Genomic DNA, 13,489 nt, shown 5'->3' on the forward strand with positions numbered 1-13,489 from the left:
TAGTGATTATATTCTGAATATCAGAACTTTCTATTGAACAAATAAGATTTTTTAAGATAATTAGGGGAGTTTACTCATCACGAGCAAACTCCCCCATGATGTATATGTGTACATGTATTCATAAATCCGGTCATTAAGGTCACGGTCATTAAGGTCATTAAGGATTTCAGATTATCAAAATATCCCTCTATCTTATAAAATAAGGTTAAATCAAGTTCGCCCTGCAAACAAAATCCATCCATATAATCACTTTTCTGAATATTTTTTTGTATTTTTGCAGATATATTGCAAGAATGTAGGGGTTTGAGCATGTCTTATCCTCCTAGATTATAGGCGCATAATTATTAAAAGATAAGAGAATGAAGAAACTATTTATCATGAGCATTATAACCATGCTATCAAGCCTGTCTTCTTGTCAGGCGCAAAATAAGGGCTATAAGAGTCTGTCGGCAGATGACTATGAGAAAGCCATCGCTGACACCGCAGTAATCCGTCTCGACGTACGAACCGCAGAGGAGTTTGCCAATGGGCATATTCGTGGCGCAATCAACATTGACGTACTGAAATCAGACTTCGAACAGAAGGCCATCGCCACTCTTCCCAAAAGCAAGACTATCGCCGTGAACTGCCGAAGCGGAAAGCGAAGCAAAAATGCCGCAGCTATATTGACAAAGAATGGCTATCAGGTAATAGAACTCGATTCCGGCTTTATTGGCTGGCAGGCAGCAGGAAAAGAAATCGTAAAGTAATAAATTCTGTCTGATACTTCGGATAACAGATCAATGAGGAATATATGCTTTCAGAATGTAAGATGATAGCCCGGAGTATCAGACAGCAGGGTGCACAAACCTTAAAGGCAAAAAAAATCCCAGTCAGGATAAAACCTTGACTGGGATTCTTATTTAAAATCTCTCTCTCTCTTATTTTTCTCATCTATAAAAAGATGATTACTTCAAACCACGGTTGATAAGGGTTGTGTTGAGAAGCATCACGTACTTACGATACTGACTGTCGTTCAAGATAACGTGCATGTACTTGAGATCCTTCAAAACTGCCTTGTCAATCATTGCAGAACGATCCTCACCCTTTGCTGTTGCAGCATTCATCATGTCTGCGGTGAAGTTCTTGTGTACATCAGCTACAGCCTCTACCTGGTCGATGTTCAAGCTCAAAGCATCTGCCAAGCTAGACATCTTTACATTCATGTTGTAAGCTGCTGTTGCATTTGTCTCCTCTTCTGCTGCGAAAGTAGTTGTTGCCATTGCAAACATAGCTACTGCTAATACCATAATCTTCTTCATAATCTTTTTACCTTTCTTTACTTTGTGAGTCCTGCACATCCGTAGACGCCGGCTCTGTTAAACATTATCCTATAGTCTTTTTCTTTAAGACGCTGCAAAGATACGAACTTTTATCTGTGTGCGCAAACATTTCTTGGGATATTTTCAGTTTTCTGCCTATTTCTTGACTTAAATCAACAACCATACACCGAAATAGGCGTCAGAACGTTAGAGATATTACATTTTCTCTATCATTTTGTAATATCATCGAAAAAAAAGCCCTTTTTCTTCGTTTATACCAATTATTATTTGTACCTTTGCAAAAGATTCAACCTATAAAACAAGCAAAATGGTACAGGAAAATCATATAGACAAGGCTCTCGCCTTTATGGAAAGTCTCGAGAAACTGGGCAACCAGCTCAAGGCGGCTGAGGAACACCAGAAACAGCTCATCGCCCGAATGCTGGATCTCAAGAAAGAGAATCTGACCGACGGCGAGGAATATACTGAACTCTCGCAGAAGAGCAAAAGTCTGCAGGACATCATCGACAAATGGCGCCCTATCTATCTGGAGCGCATGGAGATGGTAAAGAGCGTAAGCATTCAGAAAAGAAAAAGAAATAATAAAAAATAAATATAGAAATGGAAACAAACAACAAAAACAAGTTTATTGTAGTTTCATACGCACTGTATGATGTAACTAATGGTGACAACGGCGAGGAGATGCTCATTGAACGCACAACCGACGAGCGTCCGTTCATCTTCATCAGCGGTATGGGTGTTACCCTGCCAGCTTTCGAAGAGAAGGTGGTAGACCTGGCTAAAGGTGAAGAGTTCGACTTCCAGCTGGACCCGGAGCAGGCTTACGGACAGCACTACGATGAGCGCGTACTGGAGCTCGACAAGCAGATTTTTACCGTCAACGGCCAGTTTGATGCACAGCACGTACAGGTAGGCGCTATCATCCCATTGCAGAACGAGGATGGCAACCACTTCAACGCAGTAGTGAAGAACATCAGCGATACAAAGGTAACCTGCGACCTGAACCACCCATTGGCTGGCTTGAAGCTCAACTTCTGCGGTCAGATTCTCGAGAGCCGCGAGGCTACTGCTGAGGAGATTGCCAAGATGGCTCAGATGATCAGCGGCGAAGGTGGCGGCTGCTCAGGTGGCTGCGACAACTGCGGCGGCGACTGCAAGGATGGCAACTGTGAAGGTGGTTGCGAAGGCGGCTGCAACAAGTAATAAACACCTTTATAATATATAAGGTAATGAGGAATACATTTGGCAATCTTTTCACTCTCACTACGTTTGGAGAGAGTCATGGAATAGCTGTAGGAGGCGTTATTGACGGATTTCCTGCAGGCATAGAAATCGACATGGACTTTATCCAGAGCGAGCTGAACCGCCGACGCCCAGGACAGAGCCACATCACTACGGCCAGAAAGGAAGCTGACAAGGTAGAATTTCTGAGTGGTGTGTTCGAAGGCAAATCAACAGGAACCCCTATCGGTTTTGAGGTGCGTAACCAGAACCAGCATTCTCAGGACTATGAGAATATGCGCTGTCTCTTCCGTCCTTCTCACGCAGATTTCACCTATCACGAGAAGTATGGCGTACGCGATCATCGTGGCGGCGGCCGTTCTTCAGCCCGCATCACCATTGCCCGATGCGTAGGTGGAGCCTTGGCTAAACTTGCCTTGCGACAGTTGGGCATCAGCATCACGGCTTATACATCACAGGTGGGCAGCATCGCACTGGAGAAAGATTATCATCTGTATGACCTTAACACCATAGAAGATAATCCGGTGCGCTGTCCTGACCAGCAGAAGGCGAAGGAAATGGAAGATCTCATCGCCCAGGTTAAGGCTGACGGCGATACGATTGGTGGAATCATCACTTGTGTCATCAAGGGTTGCCCGGTAGGATTGGGCGAGCCTGAGTTTGACAAGCTTCATGCCCAACTGGGTGCTGCCATGCTTGGCATTAACGCCGTGAAGGGTTTTGAATATGGCGAGGGATTTGCCGGAGTTACTGCCCGCGGAAGTGAGCAGAATGATGTCTTTATCCCGAAGGCTGATGCAGCAGAGACGCCAGAAGATGCTGCCGTGAATCAGGATGTTGCTGCCCGTATTACAACAAAGAGTAATCATAGCGGAGGAATACAGGGCGGTTTGAGCAATGGTCAGGACATCTATTTCCGTGTTGCCTTCAAGCCGGTAGCTACTCTGCTGATGGAGCAGAATACGGTAGATTTGGAAGGAAATGCCACCACGCTGACTGCCCGTGGCCGTCATGATCCTTGCGTTTTGCCAAGAGCCGTGCCAGTGGTTGAAGCCATGGCTGCCATGGTGATTCTGGATAATTATCTCTTGAATAAAACAATAAAACTTTAATTAGTTATTAATTAGTAGTGATTAGTGATTAACAAACTAATCACTACTAACTAATCATTAATCACTAATAACTAATCACTACCTAAAGCTTGCTGTCCTTTAATAGTTTTGGGCAATATTCATTAAAAAAGCATTTATCGCAGAGCGGTTTCGTACTCTTGCAAATATATCTGCCATGCAGCAGAATCCAATGATGCGCATTCGGAATATCCTCTGCCGGAATGTGTTTCATCAGATAATCTTCTACTTTTCGGGGTGTATCTGCCGTTTTCGGCACCAAACCCATGCGATGACTCACACGGTAAACATGCGTATCCACTGCCATCGTAGCATGACCGAACCATACGGCACGAATCACATTCGCCGTCTTGCGCCCCACTCCTGCCAACTTCTCCAAATCATCCGCAGCCTCAGGCACCTCACCTCCGAACATCTCAACCAACTGGCGAGACATTTCAGCAAGATGCTTCGCCTTGGCATTCGGATAACTCACCGAACTGATCAACTCATAAATATCTTCCTCGCTCGCCTGTGCCATGTGCTGCGCATCAGGATAACAGGCAAAGAGAGCAGGCGTAACCATGTTTATGCGTTTGTCGGTGCATTGCGCAGAAAGCAAGGTTGCCACCAGAAGCTGAAATGCGCTACCGAACTGCAACTCGGTAGTTACATTCGGCAGCGCAATTCTGAAATGATTCAATATAAAATCGTATCTTTCCTTACGAAGCATTTCACTTACTTTTTAGCAGGAGCAGCCTCCTCTTTCTTCAGCTTTCCCTTGTAAGCCTTGTTCAAGCCGGAAATCACCTCTTTTGTAATATCGTAAGCCTTGTCAGCATAGAGCAGGTTATCGCCGCTCTTAGAGAAGATGATACTGTACTTCTTGTCCTTGTTGTAGCGGGCAAGATAGTTGGCAATGCTGTCGTGGAGCGCCTTGTTGTACTTCTCCTGCTCAGCAGCAAACTCGTTGCTCAAGCGCTGCTGCAAGCCCTGCAGGTCGTTGTTCTGCTTCTGCAGTCCAGCCTGGATAGCCTCAGCCTGCTCGCGAGTGTAAGCATTCTGCTGAACCTTCTGCTGGAAGTTGGCTGCTGCAGCCTGAAGCTGCTGACCCTTCTGCGCAATAGTAGCCTGAATGTTCTGACCCTTCTTCTCCAAGATAGAAGAATACTCCTTAGCAAAGGTATACTGAGTCATGATAGAGTCTACCTCTACATAAGCAATCTTCAATTCAGCAGGAGCCTTGCTCTCTGACTTAGCCTCTACCTGAGGCTGAGATTTGTTGCATGATGCCAATGACAGGGCAGCAACAGCTGCAATTGCCACTGAACTCAAAATGTTCTTTCTCATTTTTTCTATCATATTATATTATTACTATTTTCTAATAAGCCTTGTTGGCTTCCCTTGCCTCGCGGTCCTGATCCACCACACAATGAATGCCCTGCTTGCGCAAGCCCGGATTGTCGTGCACATGCTGGGAAGAGAACTTGCCGTTCTTCTTAAAAATCAACTTTACGCAAAATAATGCCATGCAAATAGCAATTATTAACACGCTTAATAACATTAATTTTATCATTTTTATTACCTTTGCAGTGCCTTAGTGCACTTTTGGGTGCAAAGGTACTATTTTTTTGGGAATAACCAAAACAAAATAGCAGAAATAAATGTTTTATCAAAACAAAATAATAGAAAAAAAATGAATAAAAGTGAATTGAAGCCTGCTCTCGTGTTCGAGCAGTTCGCAAAAATCAACGAAATACCTCGTCCTTCCAAGCACGAGGAGAACATGATTGAGTTTTTGAAATCTTTCGGTGAGGCTCATCAGCTCGAAACGCTGGTAGATGAAACCGGTAATGTGCTCATCCGTAAAGCTGCCACTCCAGGCTACGAGCATGCTGAAACCATCATCTTGCAGAGCCACATGGACATGGTTTGCGATAAACTGGTAGATGTTGATTTCGATTTCCACAAAGACGCCATCCAGACTTACGTAGACGGAGAATGGCTTAAGGCAAAAGGTACTACCCTCGGTGCTGACGACGGTATAGGCTGCGCCATCGAGCTGGCTATCCTGGCAAGCAACGATATTGAGCATGGTCCTATCGAGTGCGTCTTTACACGTGATGAGGAAACCGGACTGACCGGTGCTCACGGCATGAAGGCGGGCTTTATGACCGGAAAGATGCTCATCAATCTTGACTCAGAGGATGAGGGCGAAATCTTCGTATCCTGCGCCGGTGGTCAGACAGCCCATGCCACTTTCCACTTCTCACGCGAAGAGGCTCCTGCGGGTTATTTCTTCATGGAAGCTTCGCTGAAGGGTCTCAACGGTGGTCACTCGGGCGATGACATCAACAAGAAGCGCGCCAATGCCATCAAGATTCTTGCCCGCTTCCTCTTCCTCGAAAATGAGAAACTGGATGGAAGTCTGCGCCTCGTAAGCTTCAACAGCGGCAAAATGCACAATGCGATTCCTCGCGACGGAAAGATTGTTTTCGCCGTCAAGAATGCTGATAAGGAACAGGTTCGTGCCGACTGGAACATCTTTGCATCAGAAGTAGAAGATGAATTCCACGTAACCGAACAGACTATGCAGTTCAATATGAGCAGCAGTGATGCTGCACCTGTCATCGAGAAAGCTGTTGCTGACAAGTTCGTAATGGCTCTCCAGGCTGTAGACAACGGTCCGCTTACTACCTGTCAGGATGAGGCGATTGCCTGGATGGTAGAAACCTCAAGCAATGTGGCAAGCGTGATGACCGATGAAAACAGCATCAGCATCGTAGCTTCTCAGCGAAGTAACGTGATGAGCAATCTGGAGAACATGACCAACACCGTAAAGGCAGCCTTCCTTCTGGCTGGCGCCGAGGTAACTGTAGGCGACAAGTATCCTGCCTGGAAGATGCGCGCCAATAGCGAACTTACCGACCTGGCTGTGAAGGCTTACGAAAAGCTCTTCGGCAAAAAGCCATTGGTTAAGGGTATTCATGCCGGTTTGGAGTGTGGTCTTTTCTCAGAGCGTTATCCTGAGCTCGATATGGTAAGTTTCGGTCCTACCCTTCGCAATGTTCACACCCCAGACGAGGCTCTTCTCATTCCTACAGTAGAGATGGTTTGGGATCACTTGCTGGAGATTCTCCGCAGCGTGGCTAAATAAGCAAGCGTGCTAAATAAAACAACGAGCTTCATAAAAGCAGCGCGGCTTAATAAAAAAGAAGATGTCTATGATAAAGAAAATGATGTTTGTCATGGTTTCAGGACTTGTGCTGATGTTCACCTCGTGTGGCAATCAGCACAAGGCTCAATCTCTGGTCAAGGATTTTCTTGATGAAAACCTCGTTGATCAGGACTGCAGCTATGAGCGGTTCTCCCGCCTCACTCCTACCGCCATGATCAGTTTCGACCAGATGAAGGTGATGCGACAAAATGTCAGCAAGCTGCCTTACGTCAAGAAGAATATTGATTATAATGATGCAGCTTATCCCGACACCTTATTATATTTAACGGCTACATACAAGCTGACCAACCATCAGGGCGAGAAGCAGGAAGTAACCCAAACCTTTTATCTTGATAAAGGTTTGACAAGAGTAATCGGGTTTAAGGAAAACTAAAAAAACAGTTAAGAATTGCCTTTCAGCAAGGCAGTACGAATAAACAGAAAGAGTTGACTAGCATTTTAACTAGCCAACTCTTTTTTCATATAATCTCTTATTTCTTTTCTAGCCAGAGTCAGACGATTCTCAGCCGCTTTATATCCGAGGTTCAGACTTTGGGCAATCTCGCTCACCTGCATTCCTTCGAAGAGATTCAGGCGGTAAACCTTGCTTCTCTTCTCCGTGAGCCGGGCAATGCCACGCTCCAGAATCTCGTTGGTCTGCTGGGCAGAGAAAACAGATTCGCCATCAACATCATATCTTCCCATCCAGTCGCTAGCTCCCAGGAAGTGTTCATACTCCTCAATCTTATGTTTGCGACGGTAATAATCGATAATCAGATTCTTGGCAATGGTGTATACAAAACAAGGTAAAGTAACAGGCGTAATCATCTTATCGCCTCGAAGTAATCGCACAAAAGTATTCTGCACGATGTCTTCAGCCTCGTCTGCCGGAAGCGAACGGGACATGACATACAACTTCAGCTCGTTGTAATGTTCAGAGTAATAATCAGCAATAATGCTGTAATTTGAATTTGTTTGTTCCATGATGGCGATTTTTTTAATCATGTTTTTCGTTTATCGATATTGCAAAGGTAATAAAAAAAAGGAAAGCCACCAAAGGAAAGCGAAAAAAAATGTGCTAAATGTTCGTTTTGAAACATTTAGCACATATGATAGAAACAATTTGTAACATGAAATGTTACGCATCGCAAAGTTTTATTTCTTAATTCAAACCTTTTTACAGGTGGGATTACTTAATCATGTCAACACTTCTCTTGAGGAATGCGTCGAGCGAAGCACCCTTCAACATACCATTCTGAAGCAGGGCGAGGTCGATGAGCTGGTGAACAATGTTGTTGTTCTTAGCATAGCCCGAGATGATTTCGTTGCGCTTAGCCTTCTCATCGCTGATGGCCTTCTCTGTATTGTGAACATCATCCTTCTCCTGCTGGGTAATCTCTTCAGGCTTCTTCTTGTTCTGCTCCTGATGGAGTACGGCAAGGCGAGCTTCCTGACCCTTGATTTCTGCAAGGATTGGCTTCAATGTTTCAGCAGTGTTGGCCTCAGCATCTTCCAATACCTTCTTTACCAGAGCATGGTCTGAGTTCAGTACGATGTTGTAGCTGTCTGGCATCTGACCGTAGAAGTTCATGCCTGCCTGGAACTGGCTCATCGCCTTCATACGGCGCATGTACTCGTTCTGGGTGATGAGCACTGGCTGGTTCTGTTCGCCCAAAGCCTGAATCTCAACAAAGAATTCTGTCTTGTCAAGTTGAGGCATCTGAGAGCGGAATACTTCTGTCAAGTTGTCAGACTGCTCTTTGCTCAAATCGGTCTTCTTAGCATCTTCCTTTACGATGAGGCGGTCGATGATGTCGGCGTCAACACGTGTAAAGCGGCTCTTCTCCAACTTCTGCTCCAGCATGTTTACCATCGGCGTATCGAGCTGACCTTCCATCAGGAGTACAGAATAGCCCTTCTGCTTGGCAGCTTCGATGTAAGAATACTGCTCTTCCTTATTGTTGGCATAGAGATAAACCAGGTTGCCGTCCTTATCGGTCTGGTTGTCCTTAATCAGCGTCTTGTACTCCTCGAAAGTAAAGTACTTGCCCTCAACATCTTTCAGAAGTGCAAAGTCCTTTGCGCGCTCGTAGAAATCTTCCTGAGAGAGCATTCCGTAGTTGATGAAGATCTTGAGATCATCCCATTTCTCTTCAAACTCCTTGCGGTTCTCCTTGAAGATAGAGTTCAAACGATCGGCTACCTTCTTGGTGATGTAGGTAGAAATCTTCTTCACGTTACTGTCGCTCTGCAGGTAGCTGCGGCTTACGTTCAGCGGAATGTCAGGTGAATCGATTACACCATGAAGCAATGTGAGGAATTCTGGTACAATGCCTTCTACCTGATCGGTTACGAACACCTGGTTGCAATAGAGCTGAATCTTGTTGCGTTGCATGTCGATGCTGCTCTTGATGCGTGGGAAGTAGAGAATACCCGTGAGATTGAATGGGAAGTCTACATTCAGATGAATCCAGAACAACGGGTCGTCCTGCATCGGATAAAGGGTGTGATAGAACTTCTTGTAGTCCTCATCCTTCAAGGTGCTAGGAGTCTTGGTCCAGAGAGGCTCCACATTATTAATAATGTTATCCTCATCAGTCTCCACATTCTTGCCGTCCTTCCACTCGGTCTTCTTGCCGAAAGCAACAGGCACGGCCATAAACTTGCAATACTTGTTCAGAAGTTCCTCAATCTTGCTCTTCTGCAGGAATTCCTTGCAATCATCAGCAATATGGAGGATGATGTCTGAACCACGCTCAGCCTTGTCGGCATCTTCGATTTCGAAAGCAGGTGAACCATCGCAGCTCCACTTTACAGCCTTGCTTCCCTCTTTGTAGCTCTTGGTAATGATTTCTACCTTGCTGGCTACCATGAAAGAAGAATAGAAGCCGAGACCGAAGTGGCCGATGATGGCGTTGGCATTCTCCTTATACTTGTCGAGGAAGTCAGTAACGCCTGAGAATGCAATCTGGTTGATATATTTATCGATTTCCTCCTCAGTCATACCTATACCATGGTCGCTGATAGTCAAGGTTCCAGCCTTCTCATCGAGAGAGATACGAACGGTTGTGTCGCCTATCTCGCCCTTGAAATCGCCCTGAGCTGCAAGAGTCTTCAACTTCTGTGTAGCATCTACGGCGTTTGAAACCATCTCACGGAGGAAGATGTCGTGATCTGAATATAAGAATTTCTTGATGACAGGGAAAATGTTCTCTGTCGTTACACCAATATTACCTTTCTGTGCCATAATATAAAATGTTTTTATTCGTATTTACTTTATTATTGTTTGGCAAGGGGGCTTACAAATAGCGTGCCAAAATAAAAGCCCTCTTACCAAACAGAATAAAATAGCTGATAAACATTTTATAATTCAGCAAAGCATTTTATGACTAAATGTCTCTTGGAAATCCCTTTGCCAAACCGCCTTCGCTTGTTTCCTTGTAAAGCGAAGGTAAATCATGACCCGTCTGTCGCATTACTTCAACAACACGGTCGAAAGATACGGTATGATGGCCATCTGAGAAGGAAGCGTAGAGGTCTGCATCCAAAGCCCGGGCGGCAGCAAAGGCATTTCGCTCGATGCAAGGAATCTGAACCAGTCCGCAAACCGGGTCGCAGGTCATTCCGAGATGATGCTCCAATCCCATTTCGGCAGCATATTCTACCTGAGCTGGACTGCCTCCGAAAAGCTGACAGGCTGCAGCCGAAGCCATGGCGCAGGCAACACCTACCTCGCCCTGGCAACCTACATCAGCACCACTGATAGAAGCATTCTGCTTTACGATGTTGCCCACCAATCCGGCTGTAGCCAAGGCTCTCAAGATGCGCTGTTCACTCATATCATGAGAAGTAAACATGTGGTATAGTACAGCTGGCAATACACCACAGGCTCCACAGGTAGGAGCTGTAACGATGGTGCCACCCGAAGCATTCTCTTCGCTCACAGCCAGCGCATAAGCATAAACCAAGCCGCGGCTCTGCAGGGAAGCACGGTAACCCTTCGCCTTTATAAAATAGGTGGCAGCCTTACGCTGTAGCTTCAGCGGACCAGGCAAAACACCTTCATGGTCCAAACCATTCCTGATGCTCTGCTTCATCGTTTGCCAAACCATATCGAGATAATCCCAGATATCATCCGATTCGCATTTCTCAACATATTCCCAGAATGAGCGTCCGTTATCATAGCACCATTGCTTGATGTCGGCGAGCTTGTTCAGATCATAAACATCCTTGGCGCCCAGCTCTTCGTTGCCGGCAGTACCATCTGATATGGCTCCACCACCAATACTGTAAACGGTCCATTCATCAATAATATCGCCGTTCAGATCCTTGCCCACAAATTTCATTCCGTTGGGATGATAAGGTAGAAAAGTCTGTGGCTGCCAGATGATGTTCACAGTTTTATGAGGTCTGAGCACTTCTTCTATTGCCACATCAGTCATGTGCCCCTTACCTGTAGCAGCCAGACTTCCATAGAGGGTTACTTCATAATAAGAAGCGTTAGGGCAACGCTCCAGAAAAAGTTTGGCTGCACGCTGAGGCCCCATCGTATGACTGCTCGATGGTCCCTTACCTACTCTATATAATTCCTTTAATGACTTCATTTTTCCCGTATTTAAAATTTTTTACTTATCGATTTTTCCCTTTTAATGGGCTCAGTTACTTATTTCTTCAGTTTACCATCCGAAAGTTACTTCATCTGCTTGGCTTTCAGGATAATGACATCCGTGAGAGGTCTGTCGTTGTTCGCCTTATCGGTAGCCACATTCTGAATCTTATCAACCACATCCATGCCTTCAAGCACCTCTCCGAATACAGTGTAGCCGTTGTCAAGGTGAGGAACACCACCATGCTTGATGTAGCCCTTCTGCAACTGTTCTGAAGGAATGGCGTAATACTTGCCTTCCCGCTTCAGTTTTTCTACATAATATTCCATCTGCCGTGGAGAAAAATTTCTGCCCCAGGTGATGTAGAAATCAGTAGACGCCGAAGCTTTCGTCGGATTTTCATCATCACCTTCGCGAGCAGCACAGAGCTGTCCGCGCTTATGATAATATTTAGGATAGATGATTTCTGCCGGAACCGTATAGTTTACATCAAACTTCTGCGGCTTTTCCAGGTTCACCTTTCTGCATGAATAATCGCCACCCTGAATCATGAAATTCTTGATGACACGCTGAAAGATGCAACCGTCATAATAGCCCGAATTGACAAGTTTCAGGAAATTATCCCGATGTTTGGGAGTATCGTTGTAAAGAGCCACGAGAATGTTGCCCATCGTAGTTTCCAGCAACACCTGAGGGCAGGTTGGATCGTGCGGTGTTTCCCAGTCGAGCAGAGAATCGGGCTTAGACACCACAACTTTTCCGGCTGGTTCTGATGTGTTCTGATTGCCTTCACTCTGAGCGAATGTCGTAGTAGGCACCGTAAGAAGAGCGAGTGTCAATAATCTGATGATCTTCTTCATATTTTTGTATAATTTTACATCTATTTATGTTATCGGATGCAAAGATAATGATTTTATTCTAAAAAATTGATTTTTTATGCGGGAAAAGTTCCTTTGTTTCATACATTCTTCATATCTTTGCAGCAGAAGACAGAAAATGCAATCAATTATGAAGAAAAAAATATATATTATCATCGCTTTTTGCACTTTCCTCACTACTGAAGCAAGTGCTCAGCAACAGGTAAGCTTCGGACCATTGCACAGTCCGGACAGTCCGCGCGAAGAATGGTTGCTGCCTGGCGATACGGTTTACCAGGCAGGAAAACCTATGATTTATCAGGGAAAACCGGTGAAGAATGCATATATGACTCCTGCCCGACTATCAGATAAGAAAGAAACTCTCGGCAAGAACGGGTTATTGGGGGAAGCTTCGCTAGACAGCACCTATTATAATAATCCCATCTCCAACCTTACCAACAGCTTGAGTTATCCGTTGGGCTATGGCTGGGGGCTGCACAAGGGATTGAATCTCTCGGTAGATCTTTCTGCCTTTGCCACATTCGGCAAGAATGTGCCTCACAGAGGCGGTTTCACTCAGACCATTGATGCAACCTACCTAACGCCACTCACCAAAGACAACAAACTTTGGTTGGCTCTGGGCACATATATCAATAACGTAAACTATGGTGGAGACAGTTATCATGACGGTGGAGTCTACGGCATTCTGGGTTACCAGTTTAATGAGCATTGGGAGGCTTACGTTTACGGTCAGCTTAGTGTAGCCAACAATTACAATTCTCTCTACGGCCGTTATGGCGGTTATGGCTATGGCCCATACGGCTATTCGCCTTGGGGCTACGGAATGTATCCTTGGGGAATGGGAAGAGGAATCATGCCGGGTGGCTACGGAATGGGAGTACCTGGCGCCAACGTTCTAGGAGCCGGTGTAAGATACACTAATTCCAAAAAGACTTTCTCTATCGGCTTAAACGTAGAAGGAGTATGGTATGATAATAAGACGCCGTCCTATTTCAAGCAATACGACTATCCTGTGCCAAAGGCGCCTGAAAAAGATTAAAGAAAAGAGGTTCACTTTTCAATATAATCATATTGAAGTGAACCTCTAAGTTTATTCTGAAAAGAATCAGTTTAC

At 45.3% G+C, this 13,489-nt stretch carries 15 protein-coding genes; 7 read left to right on the forward strand and 8 right to left on the reverse strand.

Annotated features, from left to right (window positions below; all coding sequences use genetic code 11):
- Positions 1 to 359: 359 nt before the first annotated feature.
- Positions 360 to 749, forward strand: a complete 390-nt coding sequence (locus RCO84_RS05825) for a rhodanese-like domain-containing protein (RefSeq protein WP_317576709.1) — start codon at positions 360 to 362, stop codon at positions 747 to 749.
- A 198-nt stretch (positions 750 to 947) separates the two neighbouring features.
- On the opposite strand, the gene RCO84_RS05830 is transcribed toward RCO84_RS05825, so the two are convergent.
- Positions 948 to 1,301 (reverse strand): hypothetical protein, encoded by a 354-nt coding sequence (locus RCO84_RS05830; RefSeq protein ID WP_144154394.1) that lies wholly within the window; start codon positions 1,299 to 1,301, stop codon positions 948 to 950.
- 328 nt (positions 1,302 to 1,629) lie between these two features.
- On the opposite strand from RCO84_RS05830, the gene RCO84_RS05835 reads away from it, so the two are divergent.
- From RCO84_RS05835 to aroC, 3 genes are read left to right on the forward strand one after another with little or no spacing between them, the layout of a single operon-like run.
- Positions 1,630 to 1,914: a hypothetical protein gene (locus RCO84_RS05835; RefSeq protein WP_317584312.1), complete on the forward strand. Its 285-nt coding sequence runs from the start codon at positions 1,630 to 1,632 to the stop codon at positions 1,912 to 1,914.
- Between the two features lie 8 nt (positions 1,915 to 1,922).
- Positions 1,923 to 2,525: an FKBP-type peptidyl-prolyl cis-trans isomerase gene (locus RCO84_RS05840; protein WP_218482749.1), complete on the forward strand. Its 603-nt coding sequence runs from the start codon at positions 1,923 to 1,925 to the stop codon at positions 2,523 to 2,525.
- A gap of 26 nt (positions 2,526 to 2,551) precedes the next feature.
- Positions 2,552 to 3,676 (forward strand): chorismate synthase, encoded by a 1,125-nt coding sequence (gene aroC, locus RCO84_RS05845; protein WP_217744462.1) that lies wholly within the window; start codon positions 2,552 to 2,554, stop codon positions 3,674 to 3,676.
- Between the two features lie 82 nt (positions 3,677 to 3,758).
- Here aroC and nth read toward each other — a convergent pair whose 3' ends face one another.
- From nth to RCO84_RS05860, 3 genes are read right to left on the reverse strand one after another with little or no spacing between them, the layout of a single operon-like run.
- Positions 3,759 to 4,406 (reverse strand): endonuclease III, encoded by a 648-nt coding sequence (gene nth / locus RCO84_RS05850; protein WP_317584313.1) that lies wholly within the window; start codon positions 4,404 to 4,406, stop codon positions 3,759 to 3,761.
- Positions 4,407 to 4,411: 5 nt separating this feature from the next.
- Entirely contained in the window at positions 4,412 to 5,023 is a 612-nt protein-coding gene (locus tag RCO84_RS05855; protein WP_144154402.1) for an OmpH family outer membrane protein, read from the reverse strand.
- A 31-nt stretch (positions 5,024 to 5,054) separates the two neighbouring features.
- On the reverse strand, positions 5,055 to 5,249 hold the full coding sequence (locus tag RCO84_RS05860) for a hypothetical protein (RefSeq protein WP_006846653.1): 195 nt from the start codon (positions 5,247 to 5,249) through the stop codon (positions 5,055 to 5,057).
- 120 nt (positions 5,250 to 5,369) lie between these two features.
- On the opposite strand from RCO84_RS05860, the gene RCO84_RS05865 reads away from it, so the two are divergent.
- Together RCO84_RS05865 and RCO84_RS05870 are read left to right on the forward strand one after the other, a co-directional pair.
- Positions 5,370 to 6,830, forward strand: a complete 1,461-nt coding sequence (locus RCO84_RS05865; protein ID WP_317584314.1) for an aminoacyl-histidine dipeptidase — start codon at positions 5,370 to 5,372, stop codon at positions 6,828 to 6,830.
- A 67-nt stretch (positions 6,831 to 6,897) separates the two neighbouring features.
- Entirely contained in the window at positions 6,898 to 7,284 is a 387-nt protein-coding gene (locus tag RCO84_RS05870) for a hypothetical protein (protein WP_317584315.1), read from the forward strand.
- A gap of 65 nt (positions 7,285 to 7,349) precedes the next feature.
- On the opposite strand, the gene RCO84_RS05875 is transcribed toward RCO84_RS05870, so the two are convergent.
- The 4 genes from RCO84_RS05875 to RCO84_RS05890 form a co-directional block, all read right to left on the reverse strand.
- On the reverse strand, positions 7,350 to 7,895 hold the full coding sequence (locus tag RCO84_RS05875) for an RNA polymerase sigma factor (protein ID WP_228112593.1): 546 nt from the start codon (positions 7,893 to 7,895) through the stop codon (positions 7,350 to 7,352).
- A 184-nt stretch (positions 7,896 to 8,079) separates the two neighbouring features.
- Positions 8,080 to 10,137 (reverse strand): molecular chaperone HtpG, encoded by a 2,058-nt coding sequence (gene htpG, locus RCO84_RS05880; RefSeq protein WP_119227169.1) that lies wholly within the window; start codon positions 10,135 to 10,137, stop codon positions 8,080 to 8,082.
- Between the two features lie 142 nt (positions 10,138 to 10,279).
- Positions 10,280 to 11,494, reverse strand: a complete 1,215-nt coding sequence (locus RCO84_RS05885) for an L-serine ammonia-lyase (protein ID WP_144154411.1) — start codon at positions 11,492 to 11,494, stop codon at positions 10,280 to 10,282.
- Between the two features lie 86 nt (positions 11,495 to 11,580).
- Positions 11,581 to 12,357 carry a peptidylprolyl isomerase gene (locus tag RCO84_RS05890; RefSeq protein WP_317584317.1) on the reverse strand — a complete coding sequence of 259 codons (777 nt, stop codon included), beginning with the start codon at positions 12,355 to 12,357 and terminating at the stop codon, positions 11,581 to 11,583.
- A 148-nt stretch (positions 12,358 to 12,505) separates the two neighbouring features.
- Between RCO84_RS05890 and RCO84_RS05895 the strand changes: the two genes are divergently transcribed.
- A complete protein-coding gene (locus RCO84_RS05895; RefSeq protein WP_287839298.1) occupies positions 12,506 to 13,414 on the forward strand; it encodes a hypothetical protein in 909 nt (302 codons plus the stop codon).
- Positions 13,415 to 13,489: the final 75 nt, after the last annotated feature.

Origin of the sequence: Segatella copri (assembly GCF_949820605.1) — a bacterium.
In the GTDB taxonomy this organism is placed as follows: domain Bacteria; phylum Bacteroidota; class Bacteroidia; order Bacteroidales; family Bacteroidaceae; genus Prevotella.